A 24,093-nucleotide genomic window follows, 5' to 3' on the forward strand; every position below is an offset into this window, starting at 1 on the left:
CCGCCCCACCCCGGCCCCGACGACGAAGGCCCGCCACCGCGAACGGTGACGGGCCTTCGTGCAGTCGATGGATCAGTCGCCGCCACGCAGGATCGCGAGGACGCGCAGGATCTCGATGTAGAGCCACACGAGGGTGACGGTGAGGCCGAAGGCCGCACGCCACGACTCGCGCTCGGGCAGGCCCGCCTCGACACCGCGCTCGACGAAGTCGAAGTCCATGATCAGGCACAGCACGGCCAAGCCGATTGCGATGAGCGAGACCACGAGGCCGAGCGCGCCGAAGCTGCGCAGGCCGCCCTGCTCGAGGACGCCCGTGAGGCTCAGCACGAAGTTGACCAGCAGGATGCCCATGAAGGCGAACAGCGAGATCGTGACGACCTTGCGGAACTTGTCCGTCACGCGGATGTTGAAGAACTTGTACGCCGCGAGCGTCGTACCGGCCGCGACGAAGGTAGCGAGGACGGCCTGGAAGACGATCGTCGAGTCGCCCACCCACGTCGAGACGATCTTGGAGAACGCACCGACGAACAGGCCCTCGGCGGCGGCGTAGACCAGCACCAGGGCCGGGCTGATGATCTTCTTGAAGGAGTTGACCATCGCCAGCACGAAGCCGACGAGCGCGCCGCCCATGGCGAACATCCAGGCGCGCTGGACGGCCGCCTCATTGACGGTGCCCAGCTGGTCGTCGAACATGCCGCCGATCGCGAACCACGCGACCGCGGCGAACAGCGCGACGGTGCCGAGCGTGATCGCGGTCTTCTCGACGACGGTGTCCAGGGTCATGCGGCCGGGGGCCGCGGGCGCCTGCAGGCCGGGCGTCTGTGTACCACCGTCACCGGAGCCGGAGAGGTCGATCTTCCACTGGGACGGATCGGCGTACTGCGTCGTGTTGCGACCGTTGAACTCTTCGCTCCTGGCGAAGACCGGGTTGCTGCTTCTCATGCTGTTCCTCCGGGAGGATGTGGCCCCACGCGCCGGTGGTGGCGGGGTCGGTGGTCTCACCCTATCCAACGCCCCCACCCGGCTCACTGTTCCCGGGCCGGTGACTTCGCCGGCTCCGGCGAACGGCTCGCGCCCTGGGCGGCCGCCGCCAGCAGCGCGGGCACCTTGAGGAACGGCGCGGGCCGGTCCTGGGCGACGGCGCCCGGCAGGGGCGTCGTCGGATCCTCGAAGCTCGACTCGGTCATCCGCAGCGGGTAGACGTTCCACACGCTCGCGCCCGTCTCGACCTGCGACGGCAGCCAGGCGCCGGGCGTCGTGCAGTCGCCCCACTCGTCCTTCACCAGGCAGCCGTTGCCGCCGGGGACCGACGTGGCCAACGGCTGGCCGTCCTGGTCGAACAGCTGCACGCCGTCCAATGCGTCCCCGCGAGCGTTGTACGCGAAGATGTTCGTCACCTCGTTGCCGTTGAGCCACACGCCGGTCCCATCCGGCCCCGCGGCCATGCTGTCCTCGTACCCCCACGAGTCCGCGGCGCTCCAGGCGTTCCCGATGTCCGCGTGCGTGGGCACCTGCGGGACCGCGACGAGCACGACGACGACGGCGATCGCATTGCCTGCGCCGATCAGACCGCGCGCCCAACCGGGCCACGATCGCTGACCGAGGAAAACGCTGCCGGCGACGAGCACCAGCATCAGCACCCACTGGACGAGGCTCGCGCCCGGCAGGAGGTCGCCCTCGAACCCCAAGAACGCGCCGAAGCACTGGAACGCGGCCCAGGCGCGCACGATCCACCACGCCGGCCGCAGGGACGCCAGGAAGTCCCACGTCGCAGCCGCCGCCGGGTTGGCCCGGACGCTGCGGCGCACGTCGGCGCCCATCTCGGAGAACTGGGCCGCGATCGACGCGACCCGTCCCCGACCCGGGTCCGGCGTCGGGAGGCCGGCGGCCCCCCGCAGCTCGGCGGCATAAGCCGCGGGGTCGGGCAGCTCGCGGGCGAGGTCCTCGGCATACGCCTCGGCGAGGTCGGCCTCGAGCCCCTCGGTGAGCTCCTCGACCTCGTCGGCGGGCAGGTCCGCCATCGCGGCACGGACGGCGTTCGCGAACGCGATGATCTCGGCGGGGAGGGTGGTGGCGTTCATGCGGCGACTCCTTCGAGCAGGCGGTCCATCGTGCGGGCGAACTCCGCCCAGGTCTTGCGTTGCGTGGCCAGCATCGACCGGCCCTGCGCGGTGATGCCGTAGTACTTGCGGTGCGGGCCCTCCTCGCTGGGCACCACGTACGAGGTCAGCGCACCGGCCGAGTACAGCCGCCGGAGCGTGCCGTACACGGAGGCGTCGCCCACTTCCTCCAGGCCGGCCGAGCGCAGTCGTCGGACCACGTCGTAGCCGTACCCGTCCTCGCCCTCGACGACGGCCAGGACGGCGACATCGAGCACTCCCTTGAGCAGTTGGGTTGCATCCATGGACGGGACAGTACCACGCAATCCGCATTAGTGTGCACGACACGACACCGGTGGGTCGATCGCGTCGGCTCGGTCAGGCGTGGCCGAGGCGTGCGCTCGGCCGCAGCTCGTCCGGCAACGCTCCCCCGGCCGCCAGCTCGGCGAGGACCCCGCCCAGCGCGGGAGCCTGCTTGAACAGGTTGTGCCCCGCGACGAGAGCCACGTTCTCGTGCTCCCAGACCGCCACGCCGTCGTCACCCCAGGGCAGCGTCGTGACCCAGCAGTGCACGTGACCGACCGGTGCCGGGTCGAGTCCGGGCAGGGCCCGCCGGACGTAGGCGACCGTGCGCTCGGCCAGGCCTTGCAGCGCGTCGGGATCGACCGAGCGACCGTCGTCGTTGACCGGCACCTCCTCGGCGATGCCCACGCCGTACCGCGTGCGGTCGACGCTGGCCGCGGCGTACACGGCTGCCTCACCGAAGGCGCCGCTACTGTCCTGCAGCGTGGCCAGCGACGACGGCGCCGCTCCGGCGACGTCGAAGGACACCCGGACGTGGGCCGCGTTGCGGATCGGCAGCGACAGACCCAGGCCGTGCGCCAGCGACGCGGTCCCGCGACCCGCGCACACGACGGCGTACGCGTGCTCGGCCCTGCGGGTACCGGTGCGGATCTCCACCGTGCCGGCGCCGGTCGGCCGGACCGTCAGCACGTGGTCACGGACCAGGGCGTCGCCCAACCGGCTCACGAGGCGCTCGACCACGATCGAGGCATGGATGGAGCCGCCTCCCGCGTCGAGCATGGCGGGACCATCGTGGGATGCCAGGATCGGCAGCCGCTCGGCCAGCTCGGCGGCGTCGATCCGGCGGGCGTCCACCCCGTCCACCTCAGCCAGCGCGTCGATCTTCTCGTCGACGCCCGGCCCGAGGGCGACGGCACCGTCGAGCGAGACGAGCTCGGCACCCAGGTCGTCGCCCCACTCGCGCCACAGGCCGCGCGAGCGCACCGCGAACCGCGCGAGCCGGGGGTCGGCGTGAGCGTGGCGGAAGATGCGCGAGTCACCCGCTGACTGGCCGCCGCCGGGTTCTCCGGCCTCGTAGACGGTCACCGAGACGCCCGCCCGCTGCAGCGAGTACGCCGTCGCGAGCCCCACGATCCCGGCACCGATGACCGCCACGTCCGTTCGCGTCGCCATGCGACCAGCCTAGGCGCGTCGGCTCAGGCGTCGACGTCGTGCAGGTGGTGCACGAGGTCGTGCATCGCGTAACGGACGATCGAGTCGGTCGTGAAGGCCGAGCCGTTCGAGCGGTACCCGGGACGGCTCCAGTCCTGCACGACCGCGAACTCGGCCGCGAAGGCATCAGCCGCGGACCCGAGCTCGGCCGCCACGGCGGCGGGATCGTGTGCCGCGTAGTCTCCGGCCGCGGCGTCCTGGTCCCAGTTCGGGAACTCGGGACCGTCGTGCTCACGCATGAGCGCCAGTCGCTCGGCGAAGATCAGCAGCACGTCCCGCACGTGGCACGCGTACTCCAGCGGCGACCACGTGCCGTCGTCCGGGCGCTCGCGCACGCCTTCGCGCTCCAGGACCGACTCCCACCGCGGGACCATCGCCCGGGCGTCCTCGCCCGCCCCCCGGACGTCGACCGTCCCGGGCTCGAACCCGCACTCCTCGCAGGAGCGCTCCAGCACCCACGTCCAGTCCTTGGTGTCAGGGATGATCGTCATGGCGACCACGATGGCAGGCTCGATAGGTTCGGACCATGCCCGACAGCGCCGAAGACCGCCGAGATCCCGCCGAGACGTTCCGTCGCGAGATCGTCTCGTTCACCCGGCGGGGAGGCCGGCTCACCGAGCGCCAGCAGGACGCCTGGGACGCGATCGCGGACCGGTTCGTCGTCGACGTCCCCCGCGGCCTCACCAGCACGTCGGTCGCCGAGGGCTTCACCCTCGATCCAGCCGAGGTCTTCGGGCGCTCGGCCCCGCTCGTCCTGGAGATCGGCAGCGGACGCGGCGAGTCGCTCGTGCACGCCGCGCTCGAGAACCCGGACACCGACTTCCTGGGCCTCGAGGTCTACGTGCCGGGCGTCGCGCAGACGCTCGTGTCGATGCGCCACTCCGAGGTCGAGAACATCCGGCTCGCCGTCGTCGACGCCGTGCCCGCCCTCACCCGGATGCTGCCGGCGCAGAGCGTCGACGAGGTCCGCGTGTGGTTCCCCGACCCATGGCACAAGAAGCGGCACCAGAAGCGCCGCCTCGTGACGGACGACGTGGTGCCTCTCGTGCACCGCGTCCTGCGGCCGGGTGGTGCGTGGCGGCTCGCGACGGACTGGCAGGACTACGCCGACCAGATGCTCGAGGTCGTCGGGCGCGCCGAGGGCTTCACCACCTCGGGCGACTGGGCCGAGCGCTTCGAGGGCCGGCCGGTGACCCGTTTCGAGGCCAAGGGCATCGCGAAGGGACGCATGATCCGGGACATCAGTGCCACTAGGATGCCCGCATGAGCATCGAGCGCACCAACGCCGAGCTGCTCGGCATCCAGCCCGGCACGCTGGTCTGGATCGTCGGCGAATCGGTCGAGGAGACGGCCCTGCTCGATCCGATGCCCGACGGCGTCGAGACCTACTCCGACGAGGAGCAGGAGCAGCCCGAGAGCTGGTTCAGCGACACGTGGACCGGCGCCGAGAACCGACCGGAGCCGACCGAGCCGGTCAAGCCGTCCGGCATCGACACCGCCGTCATCGCCGTCTCGAACAGCCAGGAGTTCCACATGCGGCTCGACGACGTCCTGCCCCGCATGGGCTCGGTCGGGCGCGTCTGGGTCGTGTACCCGGTCGAGGCGCTGCCGCTGACGATCCTGCGCAACGGGGTCGGCGAGTACGGGTGGAGCACGACCGAGCCCATCGACCTCGACGACGCCTGGGCAGCGGTCGAGCTCCAGCAGCCCTGAGGCGCCCGCCCCGCTGAGCGGGTCCGTGCTCCCGACGGGATTCGAACCCGCACTGGGACGGGTTTAAGCCGTCTGCCTCTGCCGTTGGGCTACGGGAGCCCGCCCAGCCTACGAGGCGGTCGGGCGATGGTCGACGACGACGTCCACCGGCTCCTGTCCCGCCAGCAGTCGCTCGACCTGGCCGCGGACCACGGCCTCGATCCGCGGCTGCATCGCCGAGCTCATGCCGCCGACGTGCGGTGTGATGATGACGCCGGGAGCGGACCAGAGCGGATGGTCCTGCGGGAGCGGTTCCGGGTCGAAGACGTCCGAGGCGTAGCGCAGGCGGCCGGCCTCCGCCAGGATCGCCTCGGTCACGGCCGTCCGGCCGCGCGCGACGTTGACCACGACCGCACCGTCGCGCAGGCGGCCGAGGAAGCCCTCGTCGACGAGGCCCTCGGTGGCGTCGGTCAGCGGCACGGCGACCACCACGGCATCGACCGTGGGCAGCAGGTCGGTGAGCTCCTGCGTGGCATGCACGTGGCCGCGCTCGTCGTCGCGCGCCCGCGACCCGACCCGCACGAGCTCGCAGCCGAAGCCGTCGAGGCGGTCCGCCACACGCCGGCCGATCCCCCCGACGCCCAGCAGCATCACTCGGGCGTCGTTGAGGCTGCGGGTCCAGGCCTTGGTCCACTCGCCGCGCGCCTGCTGGGCACCGAAGCGGTCGAGGTCGCGGGTCGCCGCCAGCAGCAGCGCGACGGCCAGCTCTGCCGTCGAGTCCTCGTGCACGTCCACGGCGTTGGCGTAGCGCCCACCGTCACCGAGGACGTCGGCCACGCCGTCGAAACCCAGTGACTGACCCTGGATGAGCCCGATGCGCGAGGCGTCGACCTCGGACAGCGCGGTCGGGTTCACCGTGTACGGCCACACGGCCAGGTCGAGATGACCTTCGGGCTGGGGTGACGAGCCGTCCCACACCAGCACGTCCAGCGGCAGGTCCGCGAGCACGGGCAGCCACGCCTCGTCGGGGACCGAGACCCGGATCATGCGACGCTCCTGGCCGCGGCCCACGCGATGCCGTCGAGGATGTCCTGCTCGCTGACGACCAGCTCGTCGGTCTCGCGCGGGAGGTGCTCGAGCACACGGTCGAGGATCAGCGCGCCTCCGGCGATCACGTCGGCGCGCCCGGGGTGCATGTACGGCAGTGCACGACGGTCGGCGACCGGCATCTGCATGAGCGACATGCACGCGGCGCGCACGTCGTCGATGTGGATGCGCGCCAGGTGGATCGCCTCGCTGTCGTAGGACGGCAGCGCGAGCGAGTGGGCCGCGATCGTCGTGATCGTGCCGGCGACGCCGACGATCTCGGCGGTCGGAGGCAGGGCGGAGAGGACCGGCGCGATCACGGCGTCGAGATGCCCCATGCACTCGGTGACCTCGCTCACCGACGGCGGGTCGGTCAGCAGGAAGCGCTCGGTCATGCGGACCGAGCCGAGGTCGAAGGAGTGGGAGAAGGACGGCTGGCCCAGCCCCTGCACGACCTCGGTGGAGCCGCCGCCGAGGTCGACCACCGCGGTGAGCACGTCGGCGACGTCGCCCGTGGCGCCCTCGAACGACGCGCGGGCCTCCTCGTCGCCGGTCAGCACGCGCGGCCGGACACCGAGGACCGACTCGACCGCGTCACCGAACTCCTCGGCATTGGCCGCGTCCCGCACCGCCGAGGTGGCCGCGAACGAGACGATGTCGACGCCCATCGCCTCGATCACCTGCTGGTACTCGCGGCAGGCCTCGAGCGTGCGCTCCACGGCCTCGGGCGCGAGCCGTCCCGTGCTGTCGACCCCCTGACCCAGCCGCACCACGCGCATCTCGCGCAGGTGATCGGTCTTGGTGTCGCCGTCCACCTCCGCGATCAGCAGACGGATGGAATTGGTCCCACAGTCGATCGCCGCGACGCTGGTCCGAGACATGTCGTCAGGCTATCGGCAGCCGGTCAGGCGGGATCGGGCGTGTCGACGTCGTCGCTCGCCGGCGCGCAGCTGGAGTGACCCCAGTAGTCGCCCAGCAGCCGGATCGCCTCGTCGCCGAGCGGGTTCACGCCCGGCCCCTTGGCGAGCGAGTGGCCCACCAGGACGTGGAGGCACTTCACGCGGTCGGGCATGCCACCGGCGCTGATGCCGTCGATCTCCTCGACGTGTCCGAGTGCCTCGCGCTCGGCCAGGTAGGACTCGTGGGCGGCGCGGTAGGCGGCGGCCAGCTGGGGCTCGTCCGCGAGGCGCTGGGTCCACTCGGCCATCAGTCCGGAGGCCTCGAGCGTGCCGATCGCCCCCGTCAGCCGAGGGCAGGTCAGGTAGTACAGCGTCGGGAACGGCGTGCCGTCGGGCAGGCGCGGTTGGGTCTTCACCCCGTTCGGGTGGCCCGACGGGCATCGCGACGAGACCTCGATCATCCCCCGTGGGGTGCGACCGAGCTGGTCGGCGATCGCTGCGATGTCGGCGGGATCGATCATTCGTCGGTCTCCAGGGCAGGCTTCTTGGGAGTGGGAGCGGGTGCGTCGGAGTCTGCCGTGTCGGCGCCGGCCTGCTCGACCGAGCCCCACAGCCGCTCCAGCCAGGGCTTGCGCGGTGCGACCTCGGGCTCCTCGAGCGTCGACGCCTGGCCCTGCAGCTCTCCGTCGACGCCGATCACGCGATAGCCGACCTCGCCGGGCATGACCCAGCCGAACCGCTCGCGCGCCTGCTGGCGCACGTACGCCGGATCGCTCCAGCGTCGCTGCTGGTCCTCGAGCTCGGTGATCTCGGCCTCGGACTGGCGGTTCTGCGCCTCGAGCGCGGCGATCTCGGAGCGCTGCTGCCACCACGCGTGCACCGAGGTCGTGTACGACGCGATCAGCATGACCGCGACGCCGAGCAGGATCAGCGCGCGGGTCGTGAACTTCGTGCCGGACCCGGCGGCGGAGACCACGGGTGCCGTCGTGGGGCGGCCCGGCGTGCGCGGGGTCGACCGGCCGTCACGTCGGCCCGAGGTGGGACGACGCGACGACGGGGACGATCCGCGGCCTGCCATGGCTCAGGCGAACCGCGGGAACGCCTTGGCGCCCGCGTAGCTGGCGGCGGGGCCGAGCAGCTCCTCGATCCGCAGCAGCTGGTTGTACTTGGCGACACGGTCGGACCGGGCCGGGGCACCGGTCTTGATCTGGCCGCAGTTCGTCGCGACCGCGAGGTCGGCGATCGTGACGTCCTCGGTCTCGCCCGAACGGTGGCTCATCATGTTGTGGAAGCCGGCGCGGTGCGCCATGTCGACGGCGTCGAGGGTCTCGGACAGCGAGCCGATCTGGTTGACCTTGACCAGCATCGCGTTGGCGGCCTTCTCGGCGATGCCGCGGCTGAGGCGCTCGACGTTGGTGACGAAGAGGTCGTCGCCGACCAGCTGGACCTTGTCGCCGAGCGAGGCGTTCATGGCGCTCCAGCCGGACCAGTCCTCCTCGTCGAGCGGGTCCTCGATGGACACGATCGGGTACGAGGAGACCAGCTCGGTGTAGTAGGAGATCATCTCGTCCGACGACTTCGCGACACCCTCGAAGGTGTAGCCGCCCTCACCGTGGAACTCGCTCGCGGCGACGTCCATCGCCAGCGCGATGTCGCTGCCGAGCGTGAGGCCCGCCTTCTCGACCGCGATCGCGATGAGGTCGAGCGCGGCGCGGTTGCTCTCGAGGTTCGGCGCGAAGCCGCCCTCGTCGCCCAGGCCCGTCGAGAGGCCCTTCTCCTTCAGCACGGCCTTGAGCGCGTGGTAGACCTCGGTGCCCCAGCGCAGCGACTCGGCGAACGTGTCGGCGCCGATCGGCGCGATCATGAACTCCTGGACGTCGACGTTGGAGTCAGCGTGCGCGCCACCGTTGAGGATGTTCATCATCGGGACGGGCAGGACGTGCGCGTTGGGACCACCGACGTAGCGGAACAGCGGCAGGCCGGCCGACTCTGCGGCGGCGTGCGCCACCGCGAGCGAGACGCCCAGGATCGCGTTGGCGCCGAACGAGCCCTTGTTGGACGTGCCGTCCAGGTCGATCATCAGGTCGTCGATCGCGCGCTGGTCGTCGGCCTCGATGCCCACGAGCGCCTCGGAGAGCGGGCCGTTGACGGCCTCGACGGCCTTGAGCACGCCCTTGCCGAGGTAGCGGTCGCCACCGTCGCGCAGCTCGACGGCCTCGAACTGGCCGGTGGAGGCGCCGGAGGGCACGGCGGCTCGGCCGAGCGCGCCATCGTCCAGGACGACCTCGACCTCGACGGTCGGGTTGCCCCGGGAGTCCAGGATTTCGCGGGCGGCGACGTCGTCGATGATGGCCACGGCAGGCTCCTCGGCTTGGGATCTTGGGGTGCGGGGTCGAGCAGGGCCAGCCTAGCGCCGTGAGCACCGGCATCGCGGTGACCCCGCGCCCGCCGGACGCACGATGCTGCATCCGGCTGCCCAGCGGGGCGCCCTGCCCTCGCCCGCGCGCCTCGCGTGGGACAGTGAGCCCAGGCATCAGTAGGAGGACGGGACATGACGGTTCACAGCGACGGCCCGGGAAGCGGGCTGGAGGCGGTACGCCGCGCGGGCATCGAGACCACGGGCATCGAGATCATCGACGAGAGCGAGCGGACCGCCAAGCCCTCGGACCTGTTCTGGCCCTGGTTCGCCGCCAACGTCTCGGTCTTCGGCATCTCGTACGGCAGCTTCATCCTGGGCTTCGGCATCTCGTGGTGGCAGGCCACGATGGTCGCGGTGCTCGGCATCGTGATCTCGTTCGCGGCCTGCGGCCTGGTCGCGATCGCCGGCAAGCGTGGCTCGGCGCCGACCATGATCCTGTCGCGCGCTCCCTTCGGCGTCGTGGGCCAGAAGGTCCCCGGCGTCTTCAGCTGGCTCATCTCGATCGGCTGGGAGACGTTCCTGGCGATCATGGCCACGCTCGCCACCGCCACGGTGTTCCGCGAGCTCGGCTGGAGCAGCGGCGACGCCGTCAAGGTCATCGCGATGATCGTCGTCGCGGGCCTCATCGTCGCGGCCTCGGTGGCGGGCTATCACATCATCATGCGGATGCAGTCGGTCCTGACGTGGCTCACGGGCATCGCGACGATCGGCTACATCGTGCTGACCGTCGACGAGATCGACCTGGACGCCGTCACCTCGATGCCGAACGGCTCGGGCCAGGCCGTGATCGGCGCCTTCGTCATGGTCATGACGGGCTTCGGCTTCGGCTGGATCAACATCGCGGCCGACTGGTCGCGCTACCAGCGGCGCTCCACCCCGGGCGTCCAGATCGTCCTGTGGAACACGATCGCCGGAGCGCTCGCGCCCGTCGTGCTCGTCCTCTACGGCATCCTGCTGGCCGGCTCCTCCCCCGACCTGTCCGCCGGCATCGCCCTCGACCCGATCGGCACGCTGGCCACCGTCCTGCCGACCTGGTACCTCGTGCCGTTCCTGGTCGCGTCGGTGCTGGCCCTCGTCAGTGGCGCCGTGCTGGGGATCTACTCCTCGGGCCTGACGCTGCTGAGCCTCGGCGTGCGGATCCCCCGCCCCACGGCGGCCTTCATCGACGGGGTGATCCTGACCATCGGCACCGTCTATGTCGTGTTCTTCGCCGAGAGCTTCCTCGAGCCGTTCCAGAGCTTCCTCATCACGCTCGGCGTCCCGATCGCGGCGTGGGCCGGCATCGTGATCGCCGACCTCGCGCTGCGCAGGAGCGACTACGACGAGGAGGCGCTGTTCGACCCGGCCGGTCGCTACGGCGCGGTGAACTGGGGGGCCATCGCGACGATGGCGGTGGCGTCCGTCGTGGGCTGGGGCCTGGTCGTGAACAACTACGCGACCGAGGCATCGTGGAACAACTGGCAGGGCTACCTGCTCGAGCCGCTCAACCTCGGCACGTGGGTCGAGGACGGCTCGTACTGGGACGGCAACTGGGCCTACGCGAACCTGGGCGTGCTGTTGGCCTTCGCGATCGGCTTCGTCGTCACCCTCGTCGCGCAACGCTCGCGCGTTCGCCAGCAGGAGTCGGTGTGAGCGAGCCCTGGCTCGTCGTGATCGATCCGCAGCGGGTGTTCGCCGCGGCGGACTCACCGTGGGGTTCGCCGATGTTCGGCGACATCGTCGCGCCCGTGCGCGACCTGGCGACCCGGCACAGGACGATCGTCACGCGCTGGGTCCCGGGTCCGGCCGAGTCGCGCAGCGGCTCGTGGCGGGCCTACTTCGAGGCGTGGCCGTTCGCCGACCGGCCGGCGGGCGATCCCCTGTTCGACCTCGTGCCCGACGCGACCGAGCTCCATGCCCGGGCGATCGTCGATGCGACGACGTTCGGCAAGTGGCCGGCCCTCGAGGCCGTGACGGGGCCGGCCCCGGAGCTGGTGCTGACCGGCGTCGCGACGGACTGCTGCGTCATCTCGACCGCGCTGGCGGCCGCGGACGCCGGCGCGACCGTGCAGGTCGTGGCGCGGGCCTGTGCCGGCTCCACGCCTGAGAACCACGCGAAGGCCCTCGACCTGATGGCGCTCTACGCGCCCCAGATCACGATCGTCTGATCGTCAGCGGCGCGCCTCGAGCCACGAGACGGGGCGGTCGGGGACGGTCTCGCCGTCGGCGACCTGGCCGACGACCGTGAGGGTGGCGAAGTAGCCGATGCAGGACACGACGAGGGCTGTTCGGCGGGCCCGGCGCCAGGTGGATCGGTTCATGGCACCAGTCGAGCCCGTCCGGGTGAACCCCCGGCGACACCGGCGCGACATGTCCGGGACGAACCTGCGACCCACCGGCGACACGATCGCGGCATGATGTGGGGCATGGACACGCCGACCCCGATCACTCCCGCCGGCTGGTACGACGACGGTCACGGCCAGCTGAGGTGGTGGGACGGTTCGCGTTGGACCGAGCACACCGCTCCCCTGGCTCGCCAGCAGGCCCAGCCGCAGCGGGCCATCGCCCCCCAGCGGCCCGCTGCCCGTACCGCCCCCGACCTCGTGTCGGTCCCGCGGTCGAAGCTGGTCTGGATCCTGCCGCTCGTCATGCTGCTGGCCGCCCTGATCGGTGGCCTGCTCGGTGCTCTCGCGGCCGAGGGCATCAGCGACACCGATCCCGTCGAGGAGACGTACGCGGCGTTCCTGCGCGCCGAGCGGACGGGCGACTGCGCCGCGCTCGAACGGGTCACGACGCCCGGCTTCCGCGAGGACCTGGTGGACGACTACGCCGAGGTCTTCACGTGCGAGCAGTGGCAGGCACGTACGAACCCCCGCCGCAGTGAGATCGCGTGGGCCATGCGCCTCGGGCCGTTCGGCATCCTGGTCGCGAACGAGCAGTTCACGAATCCGCCCTCGCCCCGGACATCCGCCACGTACTACGTCGAGAAGCGCGATGGGCGCTGGCAACTGGACGACCGCGACGCGAACGACGACTACTGAGTTGTCGGCGCGGTCGATTCGGGCAAGGCTGGGGACGTGAGCTCCGTGAAGCACCCGCTGCGCATCGCCCTGGTCGCCGTCGTCCTTGCCGTGGCCGCCGTCCTCGTGGCCGTCTCGGGCCGCGATTCCTCGGTGGCCGAGGCGGTCCCAGCCGCTGCATCCGCGCCCGTCGCCCGGGCCGACGTGGCCGCCGTCACCGCCGCCTCCACCCCGCGCTGCTTCGGGGCCGCGTCGATGGCGCGCAAGCGCTGCCACAACCCGGCGCTGACCGGACGGATCACCCCGAAGCCGCGGAACGCCCACCGCGACCAGATCAGGACGCCCGGCAAGCAGTGCTACCGCCCGGGGACCAGCCAGACGACCGTCAACCGGGGCTGCACGTTCGGTACCCGCTCCGCGAGCCGGCCCCACGTGATCCTCGTCGGCGACTCGCACGGCCGGGCGCTCCTGCCCGCCTTCATCACGATGGCCGAGCGGGGGCACATCTCGCTCGAGGCCCAGGTGCGCGCCGCCTGCTCGTGGACCCGCTCCGGCCTCGACCACCCCGACAAGTCGCGTGTGAAGCCGTGCCGCGCGTACCGCAAGAACCTCTCGCGCTGGCTCGTGAAGCAGGCTCCGCACACCGACATGATCGTCACCACCGGGTACACGCGCCAGATCGCCGGCAGTCGCTCCAGCCAGATCAAGGCGATGCGCGCCACGTGGAAGCCCCTCATCACGCGCGGGGTGCGGATCGTCGCCCTCTCGGACAACCCGCGGCTGGCCGGCGACCCGCAGCGATGCCTCAAGAGGCACGGCGTCAAGAAGGGCACGCGCCGGTGTGGCGTCTCGACCGGGACCGGCTTCGCCCGTGACCCGTTCGTGCTGACGGCGAAGTCCACCCGCGGCGCCAGGGCCATCAACCTGCGGTCGCTGTACTGCCGCAAGGGGCACTGCCCCGCGATCATCGGCGGGGTCAACGTCTACCGCGACAACACGCACCTGACCCGGACGTACGCCGCGACGATGGCGCCGCTGCTGGTGAAGCGCTTCCGCGCCGCTCGCCTGATCTGACGATCAGGACACCGCGACGATCGGCAGCCGATAGGCCGCCGGGGCGTCCTGCGGGACGACCGGGTTCTTCGGCAGGACGGGCTCGAGCCGCTGGTACGGCTGTCCCAGCGCCGGCCTCGGGTCGGCCTCTCCGCGATTGGGCCACAGGGACACAGCACGCTCGGCCTGTGCCGTGATCGTCAGCGAGGGGTTCACCCCGAGGTTCGCGCTGATGGCGGACCCGTCGATGACGTGAATGCCCTCGTGCCCGTAGAGGCGCTGGTACGGGTCGATGACGCCCGTGCTGGGCGAGTCGCCGATCGCGCAGCCGCCGAGGAAGTGCGCCGTCATGGGGATGCCGATCGGCTCGGTCACGATGCCGCCCGGGACGCCGTCCATGTAGTCGGCCATCTCGGTGACCGCACGGTGCGCCTCGGGGATGTACGTCGGGTTCGGCTCGCCCGACCCCTGCTTGGTCGTCATCGTCCGGCCGCCGAACAGCCGGCGCTTCGTGTAGGTCGTGATCGAGTTGTCGCGGGCCTGCATGACCAGGGCGATGACGGTGCGCTCGGACCAGTGGAACGCGTCGTACAGCTTCGGCAGGCGCGGACCGAGCCGGACGATGTTCTTGGCCACCGTCAGCAGGCTGGGCCGGCCCTGCCCACTGCCGTCGGTCGACAGCACCATCTGGACGAACATCATCGCGTTCGAGCCCTTGCCGTACCGGACGGGCTCGATGTGCGTCATGTCGTTGGGGTGGATCGACGACGTGATGGCGACGCCGCGCGTGTAGTCGACGTCGCGGTGCATGGCCACCGACCCCATGAGCGCCTCGGAGTTGGTCCGCGTCAGCAGGCCCAACCGGTCCGAGATGTTCGGCAGGCTGCCGCGGTCCCGCAGCTGGTGCAGCAGCCGCTGCGTGCCCAGCGAGGCGGCGGAGAAGACGACCTGCTCGGCACGCACCACGGAGCGCTTGCGGCGACTCTTCGTCGAGCGCATGTGCACCTCGTAGCCGCCGGTGGCAAGCGGACGCACGTCGACGACGGTCGTCAGGTCGCGCACCCGGGCGCCGGCCTGCTCGGCCAGGTACAGGTAGTTCTTCACGAGCGTGTTCTTGGCGTTGTGCCGGCAGCCCGACATGCACTCGCCGCAGTTGCGGCACGTGCGCCGGGCCGGGCCCGCGCCACCGAAGTAGGGATCCGGCACCTCGACGCCCTCCTCGTCGCCGAAGAGGACTCCGACCGGGGCGAAGTGGAACGAGTCGCCGTAGCCGAGTCGCTCGGCCGTGGCCTTCACGACCCTGTCCGCGGGACTCATCTCGCGGACCTGGTTCACGCCGAGCATGCGCTTGGCCTGGTCGTAGTACGGCGCCAGCTCGCTCTTCCAGTCGGTGATGTGGCTCCAGGCCGGGTCCTCGAAGAACGGGTCGAGCGGTTCGTAGAGGGTGTTGGCGTACACGAGCGAGCCGCCGCCGACACCCGCGCCCGCGAGCACGAGCGAGTCGCGCAGCAGGTTGACGCGCTGGATGCCGTAGCAGCCCAGCTTCGGCGCCCAGAGGTAGTCGCGCAGGTGCCACGAGTTCTTCGCGAACTCGTCGTCGGCGAAGCGGCGGCCGGCCTCGACGACGAGGACCTTGTACCCCTTCTCGGTGAGGCGCAGCGCGGTCACGCTGCCGCCGAATCCCGATCCGATGACCAGGACGTCGTGGTCGAACTCGCTCATGGTCTTCCTCTCACGCCTTCGCCGTGAAGCGTCGCAGCAACCGCAGGCCGATCGTCAGCAGCGAGGCGAAGCGCTGCTTCGACAGGAACGCCGGGCCGCTGACGGGCATCACCCGCTGCACGCCCACGGACTGGGACTCGGTGAAGCGCAACAGCCCCTCGGCGCCCTGCCGGCGGCCCGTTCCGGACTCCTTCATGCCACCCATCGGAGCGCCGAGGGAGCCGAACGTGGCGGCGAATCCCTCGTTGACGTTGACCGTGCCGGCTTTGATGCGCGGAGCGACCTTGCGGGCGCGGCGCACGGGTCCCCAGACGCTCGCGTTCAGGCCGTAGACGGTGTCGTTCGCCATCGCGATCGCCTCGCCGAGCCCGTGGTACGGGTACAGCGACACGAGCGGTCCGAAGGTCTCCTCGGCATGGCACAGGGCGGACTCGGGCACGTTCTCGAGCACGGTCGGCTCGTGGAACCACGGAGCGATGTCAGGTCGTGCGCGGCCGCCGGAGACGAGGGTCGCCCCGTGGTCGAGGGCGTCGCTCACGTGCTTCTCGATCGTGGCCAGCTGCGACGGCGAGACGAGCGTGCCCATCTCGACCTCCCAGTCGCCGTTGGCGCCGTACGCGACGTTCGACAGTCGCTGGGCCAGGGCGTCGCGGTACTGCGCGTAGATGGAGTCGTGCACGTAGATGCGCTCGACCGAGACGCACAGCTGGCCGGCGGAGCTGAAGGCGGCCGAGAGCGTGCCCTCGACGACCTTCTCGACGTCGGCACCCGGCAGGACGATCATCGGGTTCTTGCCGCCGAGCTCGAGCGAGCAGCCGATGAGCCGCTCGGAGCACTGCGCCGCGATGCGCTTGCCGGTGGCGGTCGAGCCCGTGAAGCAGATGTAGTCGGCGTTCTGGATGATCGAGGAGCCGATGACCGATCCCGCCCCGCTCACGACCTGCCACAGGTCCTTCGGGAAGCCCGCCCGGTGCATGAGGCGCACGATCGCGAGCGCGGTGAGCGGCGACTGGCTGTCGGGCTTGTGCACCACCGCGTTGCCGGCGGCCACCGCGGCCAGGCCGTCCACGAGCGCCATCGAGAGCGGGTAGTTCCACGGAGTGATGAGGCCGACGACGCCCTTGGGCTGCTGGTACTGGCGGACCCCGGTGATCACCGGGTACACCCCGCCGCGGCGGTGCGGGCCGAGGATGCGGCCGAGCCGGCGACCGTAGTAGCGACCGGTCAGGGCCGTGTGCAGCACCTCGTCGAACGCGTGGGAGCGGGCCTTGCCCGACTCGATCTGGATCAGGTCGAGCAGCTCGTCCTGGTGGGCCAGGATCAGGTCGTGCAGGCGCAGCAGCGCCTTCTTGCGCCTACGCAGCGAGGTGCGCGCCCAGTCGAGCTGGGCCACGCGAGCGGCGGCGAACGCGTCCAGGACGTCCGTCTCGGTCGAGACCGGGATCGTGGCGACATCGGCCCCGTCCAGCGGCGAGACGGTGGTGCGGGTCTCGGTGCCCGAGGCACGGATGAGCCCCGTGAGCTCGGCGATCCGAGCGGGCGAGACGAAGAGGGCTGCGACATCGGGCATGAGAGGCACCCTACCGCGAAGTAGCTCGATGTGACACTGGTCATGTCAGATGGCGGCGATGATCCTCACGAGTGATCGACAGGGCGCAGATCCTTCGCGAAGCACACCGATTCGGGCACCTGGTCGTACGGCGCGTAGATCTCGATCGGCCGGTACCCGTGGCGGCGGTACAGGGCGATCGCCGCGCGTTGGCGCTCTCCGGTGTGCAGGACGACCCGGTCCGTGACGGCGGCGGCACGCTGCTCGACCTCGCGCAGCAATCGCGGCGCCAGGCCGGTGCCCCGCGTCCGCGGCAGCACGTACATGCGCTTGACCTCGACCAGGTCGCGCAGGTGCCGCAGGCTGGCGGTGCCGACGGGCCGCTCACCGTCGAGGGCCAGCAGGCACACGATCACCGAGTCCGGGTCGATGCCCTCCGCGCCCGCGCCGTGGCGCACCTCGCCGTAGAGCTCGGCCATCTCCACCGCCATCTGGTCGCGCAGCGCCACGACGCGCGGATCGAGGAACTCGACCTCGAGGATGCGGTGCGTCAACGCCGCTCCACCGGGCCGGGCTCGCGCAGGTCGGCGAGCATCGCGTGGCGGGCGCGGGTCGCCTTGAGGAGCGGCCGGTCGAGCGTGGCCAGCGCGACGCCCTCGGCTTCGCGGACCTCGGCGACGATGCGGCCCTCGGGGTCGTACACCGCACTGCCGCCGTCGAACTCGGCCCCGTCGACCGCGCCCGCCAGTCCGCTGACGACGGCGTACATGCCGTTCTCGAGGGCGCGCGCCCGGTAGTAGAGCTCTCTCCGGTGGGTGCTGCCGGCGAAGTAGGCGACCGAGGCCGCGTAGACCTCGGCACCAGCCAGCGCCAGCGCCCGGGCGTGCTCGGGAAAGCACCCGTCGTAGCAGATCGAGAGCCCGACGGCCCAGCCCTGCACGTGGATGATGACGCTGGCGTCCCCGGCGACGACGTGGTCGTTCTCCGCGTCGCACGGGTTCTGCTTGTCGTACACGCGCTCGGCGCCACCGCGCCCGAACGCCAGGGTCGAGATCGTGAATCCGGTCGGGCCGTCGAGGCAGGCGCCCACGAGCACGACCAGACCGGCCGCGGCGGCCGCGTCCTCGATCGGCTGCAGTCGCGGGTCCTGCTCGCCGACCACGATCGGGGGCATCCGGTACCCGCCGAGGAACAGCTCGGGCATCACCAGCAGGTCGGCATCACGAGCCAGACCGATGGCGCGGACGACCGTGGCGATGTCGGCCTCGACGTCGCCCGCCGAGGCGAACTGACCCGTCGCGACCGTGAGCGTCACCCGACCACGACCTCGATCCGCTGGAACTCCTTGAGGTCGGTGTAGCCGGTCGTGGCCATCGCGCGCCGCAGGGCTCCCACCAGGTTCATCGTGCCGTCGGGGACGACGGACGGACCGAAGAGCACCTGCTCGAGCGGGCCCACCGTGCCGATCTCGACGCGCTCGCCACGGGGCAGGTCGCCGTGCCAGGCCTCGGCACCCCAGTGGAAGCCGTGACCGGGAGCGTCGGTGGCGCGGGCGAACGGAGAGCCGATCATCACGGCGTCGGCACCGCACGCGAACGCCTTGGCCAGGTCGCCGCTGCGACCGATGGAGCCGTCGGCGATGACATGGACGTAGCGCCCGCCCGACTCGTCGAGGTAGTCACGGCGGGCCGCGGCGACGTCGGACACGGCCGACGCCATCGGGACCGCGACGCCCAGGACGCTGCGGGTCGTGTGGGTGGCGCCGCCGCCGAAGCCGACGAGCACGCCCGCGGCGCCGGTGCGCATGAGGTGCAGGGCCGCCTGGTGCGTGGCGCAGCCGCCGACGATCACCGGGACGTCGAGCTCGTAGATGAACTCCTTGAGGTTGAGCGGCTCGGCATTGCTCGAGACGTGCTCGGCCGAGACCGTGGTGCCGCGGATGACGAACAGGTCGACGCCGGCCTGCACGACCGTGTCGGCGAACTGCTTGGTGTAGCCCGGTGAGAGCGCACCGGCGACGGTGACGCCGGCCTCGCGGATCTCGCGCAGGCGCTCGGTGATCAGCTCGGCCTTGATCGGCTCGGCGTAGATCTGCTGCAGGCGGGAGGTGACCTGGGCGCGCTCGATCCGCGAGATCTCCTCGAGCAGCGGGCGCGGGTCCTCGTACCTGGTCCACAGGCCCTCGAGGTTGAGGACGCCCAGGCCGCCGAACTTGCCCAGCGCGATCGCCGTCTCGGGGCTCATGACCGAGTCCATCGGCGCCGCGACGATCGGCAGGTCGAAGCGGTAGGCGTCGATCTGCCAGTCCGTCGAGACCTCTTCGGGGTCGCGCGTGCGCCGGCTGGGCACGATGGCGATGTCGTCGAAGTGGTAACCCTGACGGCCACGCTTGGCCAGACCGATGTCGATGCTCACGCGTCACAGCCTATCGGGAGCACCGGACCTGCTGAGTCGCACTCAGCGGGTCGGGACGGTCACAGGATCGTGTAGTTGGGCGCCTCGACGGTCATCTGGATGTCGTGCGGGTGACTCTCCTTGAGCCCCGCGGCGGTGATGCGGACGAACTTGCCGCGCTCGCGCAGCTCGGGGATCGTGCGCGAGCCGACGTAGAACATCGACTGGTGCAGGCCACCGACGAGCTGGTGCGCCACCGACGACAGCGGGCCGCGGTAGGCCACGCGGCCCTCGATGCCCTCGGGGACGATCTTGTCGTCGCTGGTGACGTCGGCCTGGAAGTAGCGGTCCTTGGAGTAGGACTTCTTGCCGCGTGAGGCCATCGCGCCGACCGAGCCCATGCCGCGGTACGTCTTGTACTGCTTGCCGGCGACGAAGATCAGCTCGCCGGGGCTCTCCTCGCAACCGGCGAGCAGGGAGCCGACCATGACGCTCTCGGCACCCGCGACGAGCGCCTTGGCGATGTCGCCGGAGTACTGCAGGCCGCCGTCGGCGATGACGGGGACGCCGGCGGGACCCGCGGCGAGCGACGCCTCGTAGACCGCCGACACCTGGGGCACGCCGACACCCGCGACGACGCGCGTCGTGCAGATCGAGCCCGGACCGACTCCGACCTTGACGGCGTCGACGCCCGCGTCGACAAGTGCCTGGGCACCTTCGCGGGTCGCGACGTTGCCGCCGATGATCTGGACCCCGTCGAAGGCCCGGTCGGCCTTGAGCCGGCGCACCATCTCGAGCAGGGCGCTGGCGTGACCGTGGGCCGTGTCGACGACCAGCACGTCGACGCCGGCCTCCATCAGGGCACCGGCACGCTCGTACGAGTCGCCGAAGAAGCCCACCGCGGCACCGACCAGCAGGCGGCCCTCGGCGTCCTTGCTGGCGAGCGGGAACTGCTCGGACTTCACGAAGTCCTTGACCGTGATGAGGCCGGCGAGCTTGCCCTCGTCGTCGACGATCGGCAGGCGCTCGCGCTTGTGCTGGCGCAGCAGCAGCGAGGCGTCCTCGTGGCTGATGCCGACGTGGCCCGTGATGAGCGGCATGTGGGTCATGACGTCGCCGACGTACGTCGTGGCCCACTCCTTGACCGGCGTGAAGCGCAGGTCACGGTTCGTCACGATGCCCAGGAGGCGATTCTCCTCGTCCACGACGGGCAGGCCCGAGACGCGGTACTCGCCGCAGATCTCGTCGAGCTCCTCGAGCGTCGCCTTGGCCCCGATCGTGACGGGGTTGGGGATCATGCCCGTCTGCGTCCGCTTGACCAGGTCGACCTGGTACGCCTGGTCCTCGGTCGACAGGTTGCGGTGCAGGATGCCGATGCCGCCCTCACGCGCCATGGCGATCGCCATGCGCGACTCGGTGACCGTGTCCATCGCGCTGGACAGCAGCGGGATCCGCAAAGAGATGTCGCGGGTCAACCGGGTTGTCGTGTCGACCTCGCTGGGGATGACGTCGGTCTCTCCGGGAAGGAGGAGAACGTCGTCGTAGGTCAGTCCGAGGGGTGCGAACTTGTCGGGGATGCCCACCATGGGCCGAGTCTACTCGGGCCGCGTGCGCGAACCGAACCCGTGGCGTGTGATCTCGCGATCAGTGCAGGCTGGTGGCGGGACTGACCTTGAGCATGTCCTCGACGCTGTCGAACTTGACCCGGGGCCGGCCCTGTCGACGGCCGCGCTTCTCCTCGGCCTTCTCGATCGCGAGCATCCGTCGCCGGCCGACCACGCCGTCGACCCGGGCCCGGACGAACGGCCCGAACGTCAGCCGGCTCTTGGGCGCACGAGGGATCCGGCCCGCGTTGGCGTCGGCGACGATCGACGCGACCGTCTCGTGCGCGCACGTGCGGTTCGCGCCGATCCCGCCCATCGCGCCACGCTTGATCCACCCGACGACGTAGGCGCCCGGGACGGGCTCGCCCGTGGCCGGGTCCATCACCCGGCCGCCCTGGTGCGGGATGGTCGAGGTGGCCTCGTCGAACGGCAGCCCCCGCACGGGCGAACCGCGGTGCCCGGTGGAGCGGATCAGCGTCCCGCACGGCACCGTGACGACACCCTCCCGCTCCCCCGTCGGCGCGATCCGGACCGCCTCGACCCGCGCATCACCGTCGACGCCGACGACCTGGCGACCGAACGCGAACACCAGGCGTCGGTTTCCCCGGGGCGGCTCGGCGAGGTCGGCGTCGGCGAGCGGCAGGCGTGCCAGCACCTCGGCGTTGGAGCCGGGTTCCGCCTCGTGCAGCTCGGCCTCGGTCAGCGGGTCGCGGGCGACCACGACGTCGATCCCGGGCGGCATCATGAGCAGCTCGGGTCGCGTGAAGGCGGCGTACGACGGCCCGCGACGGCCCAGCAGGACGACCTCGCGCACGGCGAGATCGCGGAATGCCGCCAGGGCGTGGTCGGCCATGTCCGTGCGCGCGAGGACCTCGGGATCCTCGAGCAGGAGTCGAGCCAGGTCGAGCGCGACGTTGCCGTTGCCGACGACCACGACGCGGTCGCCCTCGATCACGACCTCGGCGGCCGGGACGTCGAGCGCGCCGTTGTACCAGCCCACCACGTCCGGTGCGGCGAGCACGCCGGGCAGGTCCTCGCCCGACACGCCCAGGGGCCGGTCGAGCCGCGCGCCGACGCCGTAGATCACCACGTCGTGGTGGCGCAGCACCTCCTCGTGCGAGATGTCGCGGCCCACCTCGACGTTCATCACCATCTTCGTGCGGGGGTGCTTGTACGCCCAGTGGAAGATGCTCGAGAACTTCTTCGTGTCGGTGTGGTCCGGGGCGACGCCTCCGCGCACCAGCCCCCCGGGCACCGGCAGCTTGTCGATCATCGTGATCTTCGCGTCGGTCGACAGCAGCAGCTCGCGTGCCGTGTAGGACGCCGCCGGACCCGTGCCCACGATCGCGATCGTGAGCTGGTGGTCGAGGTCGCCGCCCATCTCGTCCCAGGTGTGGGTGCGCGGGCTCTCGTGCTCGGGGCGCTGCTCGTAGTACGCCGCGTTGAGCTGGGCGAAGACCTCCTCGCCTCCGCGCAGGATGTCGATCGGCTTCGGCGCCGCCACCGGGCACGCGTCGGCGCAGGCGCCGCAGTCGATGCAGACGTCCGGGTCGACGTACAGCAGGTCGGCGGTGCCGAAGTCGGGCTCGTCGGGGGTGGGGTGGATGCAGTCCACGGGGCAGACCGAGACGCACGAGGCGTCCTTGCAGCAGGACTGGGTGATCGCGTAGGCCACGGTGCTCTTTCGGGGGGAGGTCGGCTCGGCGGGCTCAGAGCATGTGGACGCGGCGGTACATCCGCATCGCGGCCGGCGTCAGCAGTCCGACCTCGGACAGGAAGTCCATCAGGTGCACGCAGCTCATCCGCATCAGGTTCTGGTGGTGCACGTTGTTCTTCGCCGCCGCCTTGGCCTGCTCGGCGTCGAGGCCGACGTTGGCGTAGACGTCCTCGTTGACGAGCGAGTCGATGATGATCGCCGCGACGATCGCGATCGCGATCGCCGCCACGTGACGGCGCGGCTTGGAGACGCCCTGCAGGTGCTCCTTGATCTCGATGCGCGCGAACTTCATGTGGCGCGCCTCCTCGACCACGTGGATCTTGCTCGTGGTGCGGACCTCGTCGAGCACGTTCTCGCCACGCATCCAGTCGCGCTGCATGATGTCGAGGACCTCCTCGGCCACCAGGATCGCGGCGTAGGACATCTCGCCGTTCGCCGTGGTACGGAAGACCCGGGCGAGCTCGTGGAAGAGCCGGCGGGGGCGGTAGTGCGGGACGCCCATCTTGGTGCAGGTCTTGCTGAACATCAGCGAGTGGCGGCACTCGTCCGCGATCTCGGTGAGCGCGAAGCGGAACTCGGGGTCGCCGTAGTCGGCCGAGTACTGCGAGCGCAGCACCATCGACTGCAGCATCGTCTCGAACCAGATGCCCGTGCTCATGATCGAGCCGACCTCGTGACGCGTCAGGTCGATGCGCTGCTGCTCGGTCATCGTGTCCCACATCGGCGTGCCGTAGAGGGTCGACCACTCGGGGTTGAGCCCGTACTTGGTCGGGTCGAGCGGCTTCTCCCAGTCGATCTCCTGGTCGGGGTCGTACGACAGGACGGCAGCCGACTCGAGCAGGCGCTCCAGCTCGGTGTCCATGTCGATGGAGTCGCGGAACTCGACGGCGGCGTGATCGGTGACGGACATCTCGGTCTCCCTCGTGCACTTCGAATGTGACATCGTGAATGTAACATAGAATGTGAGGACGGTCACGAAATCGCGTCTCGTCCGCACGGACCTCGAGATCTGCCGGAGAAACACAGCCGGATGTGCTGACGCATCGCGCACTGGTGACCCATCCTATTGGGCGTGACCTCCGTACAGTTGCCGCCCGACTACACCGCCACCCTGCAACGCGCCTCTGCTCGGTTTCGCCGGGAACGCCGGAGCCAGGGCCTGACCCAGGAGCAGCTGGCCGCGCGCGCCGGCGTGCATCGCAACACGATCCAGAACCTCGAGGCCGACCGCTTCACGCAGGCCCCCGCGTTCCGCATCGACGTCATGCTGGCCGTCGCGCACGCGCTCGGCCTGAAGGGGTGCGACCTGTTCGCGGCCGAAGGGTAAATCGAGACTACCCACACT

At 70.8% G+C, this 24,093-nt stretch carries 26 protein-coding genes and 1 tRNA gene; 7 read left to right on the plus strand and 20 right to left on the minus strand.

All coding sequences use genetic code 11. From position 1 onward, the window contains the following. Window positions 1-72 precede the first annotated feature (72 nt). The 5 genes from RT323_RS03500 to RT323_RS03520 form a co-directional block, all read right to left on the minus strand. Window positions 73-942, minus strand: a complete 870-nt coding sequence (locus RT323_RS03500) for a Bax inhibitor-1/YccA family protein (protein WP_313405063.1) — start codon at window positions 940-942, stop codon at window positions 73-75. 83 nt (window positions 943-1,025) lie between these two features. Beyond that, window positions 1,026-2,081 (minus strand): hypothetical protein, encoded by a 1,056-nt coding sequence (locus tag RT323_RS03505; RefSeq protein ID WP_313405065.1) that lies wholly within the window; start codon window positions 2,079-2,081, stop codon window positions 1,026-1,028. After that, complete coding sequence (locus RT323_RS03510; RefSeq protein WP_313405067.1) at window positions 2,078-2,404, minus strand: helix-turn-helix transcriptional regulator; 327 nt, start codon at window positions 2,402-2,404, stop codon at window positions 2,078-2,080. Before RT323_RS03510 ends, RT323_RS03505 begins: the two co-directional genes overlap by 4 nt. Window positions 2,405-2,477: 73 nt before the next feature. Then, entirely contained in the window at window positions 2,478-3,575 is a 1,098-nt protein-coding gene (locus RT323_RS03515) for an FAD-binding oxidoreductase (protein ID WP_313405069.1), read from the minus strand. 23 nt (window positions 3,576-3,598) lie between these two features. Then, window positions 3,599-4,105: a DinB family protein gene (locus RT323_RS03520; protein WP_313405070.1), complete on the minus strand. Its 507-nt coding sequence runs from the start codon at window positions 4,103-4,105 to the stop codon at window positions 3,599-3,601. A gap of 35 nt (window positions 4,106-4,140) precedes the next feature. Between RT323_RS03520 and trmB the strand changes: the two genes are divergently transcribed. After that, window positions 4,141-4,881, plus strand: a complete 741-nt coding sequence (trmB, locus tag RT323_RS03525) for a tRNA (guanosine(46)-N7)-methyltransferase TrmB (protein WP_313405071.1) — start codon at window positions 4,141-4,143, stop codon at window positions 4,879-4,881. Further along, a complete protein-coding gene (locus tag RT323_RS03530; protein ID WP_313405073.1) occupies window positions 4,878-5,327 on the plus strand; it encodes a hypothetical protein in 450 nt (149 codons plus the stop codon). The genes trmB and RT323_RS03530 overlap by 4 nt, the downstream gene beginning before the upstream one ends. Before the next feature lie 26 nt (window positions 5,328-5,353). Here RT323_RS03530 and RT323_RS03535 read toward each other — a convergent pair. The 6 genes from RT323_RS03535 to eno form a co-directional block, all read right to left on the minus strand. Further along, a tRNA-Leu gene (locus tag RT323_RS03535) sits at window positions 5,354-5,426 on the minus strand. Window positions 5,427-5,435: 9 nt separating this feature from the next. Further along, window positions 5,436-6,353, minus strand: a complete 918-nt coding sequence (locus RT323_RS03540) for an NAD(P)-dependent oxidoreductase (protein WP_313405074.1) — start codon at window positions 6,351-6,353, stop codon at window positions 5,436-5,438. After that, on the minus strand, window positions 6,350-7,273 hold the full coding sequence (locus RT323_RS03545) for a Ppx/GppA phosphatase family protein (protein ID WP_313405075.1): 924 nt from the start codon (window positions 7,271-7,273) through the stop codon (window positions 6,350-6,352). Before RT323_RS03545 ends, RT323_RS03540 begins: the two co-directional genes overlap by 4 nt. A 23-nt stretch (window positions 7,274-7,296) precedes the next feature. Continuing rightward, window positions 7,297-7,812, minus strand: coding sequence for a DUF501 domain-containing protein (locus RT323_RS03550; RefSeq protein WP_313405076.1), 516 nt, complete (start codon window positions 7,810-7,812; stop codon window positions 7,297-7,299). Then, complete coding sequence (locus RT323_RS03555) at window positions 7,809-8,267, minus strand: septum formation initiator family protein (RefSeq protein ID WP_313405077.1); 459 nt, start codon at window positions 8,265-8,267, stop codon at window positions 7,809-7,811. Before RT323_RS03555 ends, RT323_RS03550 begins: the two co-directional genes overlap by 4 nt. A gap of 105 nt (window positions 8,268-8,372) precedes the next feature. Then, window positions 8,373-9,647, minus strand: a complete 1,275-nt coding sequence (gene eno / locus RT323_RS03560) for a phosphopyruvate hydratase (protein WP_313405078.1) — start codon at window positions 9,645-9,647, stop codon at window positions 8,373-8,375. Between the two features lie 195 nt (window positions 9,648-9,842). Between eno and RT323_RS03565 the strand changes: the two genes are divergently transcribed. Then, window positions 9,843-11,342: a cytosine permease gene (locus tag RT323_RS03565; protein ID WP_313405079.1), complete on the plus strand. Its 1,500-nt coding sequence runs from the start codon at window positions 9,843-9,845 to the stop codon at window positions 11,340-11,342. Further along, complete coding sequence (locus tag RT323_RS03570; RefSeq protein ID WP_313405080.1) at window positions 11,339-11,857, plus strand: isochorismatase family protein; 519 nt, start codon at window positions 11,339-11,341, stop codon at window positions 11,855-11,857. The genes RT323_RS03565 and RT323_RS03570 overlap by 4 nt, the downstream gene beginning before the upstream one ends. Window positions 11,858-11,860: 3 nt before the next feature. Here RT323_RS03570 and RT323_RS03575 read toward each other — a convergent pair whose 3' ends face one another. After that, complete coding sequence (locus RT323_RS03575; RefSeq protein WP_313405081.1) at window positions 11,861-12,010, minus strand: hypothetical protein; 150 nt, start codon at window positions 12,008-12,010, stop codon at window positions 11,861-11,863. A 105-nt stretch (window positions 12,011-12,115) separates the two neighbouring features. Between RT323_RS03575 and RT323_RS03580 the strand changes: the two genes are divergently transcribed. Both RT323_RS03580 and RT323_RS03585 read left to right on the plus strand, forming a co-directional pair. Next, the gene (locus RT323_RS03580) at window positions 12,116-12,730 is read left to right on the plus strand and encodes a DUF2510 domain-containing protein (RefSeq protein ID WP_313405082.1); all 615 of its coding nucleotides are present in this window, start codon (window positions 12,116-12,118) and stop codon (window positions 12,728-12,730) included. Window positions 12,731-12,766: 36 nt separating this feature from the next. Further along, window positions 12,767-13,783, plus strand: coding sequence for an SGNH hydrolase domain-containing protein (locus RT323_RS03585; RefSeq protein WP_313405083.1), 1,017 nt, complete (start codon window positions 12,767-12,769; stop codon window positions 13,781-13,783). A 3-nt stretch (window positions 13,784-13,786) separates the two neighbouring features. Here the strand turns inward: RT323_RS03585 and RT323_RS03590 are convergent, their stop codons facing one another. The 8 genes from RT323_RS03590 to RT323_RS03625 all read right to left on the minus strand — a co-directional run bounded on the left by RT323_RS03590 (window position 13,787) and on the right by RT323_RS03625 (window position 23,658). Further along, complete coding sequence (locus RT323_RS03590; protein ID WP_313405084.1) at window positions 13,787-15,484, minus strand: GMC family oxidoreductase; 1,698 nt, start codon at window positions 15,482-15,484, stop codon at window positions 13,787-13,789. Window positions 15,485-15,494: 10 nt separating this feature from the next. After that, on the minus strand, window positions 15,495-17,054 hold the full coding sequence (locus RT323_RS03595) for a succinic semialdehyde dehydrogenase (RefSeq protein ID WP_313405085.1): 1,560 nt from the start codon (window positions 17,052-17,054) through the stop codon (window positions 15,495-15,497). 65 nt (window positions 17,055-17,119) lie between these two features. Beyond that, a complete protein-coding gene (locus tag RT323_RS03600) occupies window positions 17,120-17,587 on the minus strand; it encodes a GNAT family N-acetyltransferase (RefSeq protein WP_313405087.1) in 468 nt (155 codons plus the stop codon). Then, window positions 17,584-18,348 (minus strand): carbon-nitrogen hydrolase family protein, encoded by a 765-nt coding sequence (locus RT323_RS03605; protein ID WP_313405088.1) that lies wholly within the window; start codon window positions 18,346-18,348, stop codon window positions 17,584-17,586. Before RT323_RS03605 ends, RT323_RS03600 begins: the two co-directional genes overlap by 4 nt. Beyond that, entirely contained in the window at window positions 18,345-19,442 is a 1,098-nt protein-coding gene (locus tag RT323_RS03610) for a GuaB3 family IMP dehydrogenase-related protein (RefSeq protein ID WP_313405103.1), read from the minus strand. Before RT323_RS03610 ends, RT323_RS03605 begins: the two co-directional genes overlap by 4 nt. A 65-nt stretch (window positions 19,443-19,507) precedes the next feature. After that, the gene (gene guaB, locus RT323_RS03615; RefSeq protein WP_313405089.1) at window positions 19,508-21,013 is read right to left on the minus strand and encodes an IMP dehydrogenase; all 1,506 of its coding nucleotides are present in this window, start codon (window positions 21,011-21,013) and stop codon (window positions 19,508-19,510) included. Window positions 21,014-21,071: 58 nt separating this feature from the next. Next, window positions 21,072-22,706 carry a 4Fe-4S binding protein gene (locus RT323_RS03620; protein WP_313405090.1) on the minus strand — a complete coding sequence of 545 codons (1,635 nt, stop codon included), beginning with the start codon at window positions 22,704-22,706 and terminating at the stop codon, window positions 21,072-21,074. A gap of 34 nt (window positions 22,707-22,740) precedes the next feature. Further along, the gene (locus tag RT323_RS03625) at window positions 22,741-23,658 is read right to left on the minus strand and encodes a diiron oxygenase (RefSeq protein ID WP_313405092.1); all 918 of its coding nucleotides are present in this window, start codon (window positions 23,656-23,658) and stop codon (window positions 22,741-22,743) included. Window positions 23,659-23,820: 162 nt separating this feature from the next. Here RT323_RS03625 and RT323_RS03630 point away from each other — a divergent pair, with 162 nt between their 5' ends. Then, window positions 23,821-24,075 carry a helix-turn-helix transcriptional regulator gene (locus RT323_RS03630; protein ID WP_313405093.1) on the plus strand — a complete coding sequence of 85 codons (255 nt, stop codon included), beginning with the start codon at window positions 23,821-23,823 and terminating at the stop codon, window positions 24,073-24,075. Window positions 24,076-24,093 lie beyond the last annotated feature (18 nt).

The sequence above is a fragment of the Aeromicrobium sp. genome, from assembly GCF_032084975.1.
GTDB lineage: Bacteria > Actinomycetota > Actinomycetes > Propionibacteriales > Nocardioidaceae > Aeromicrobium.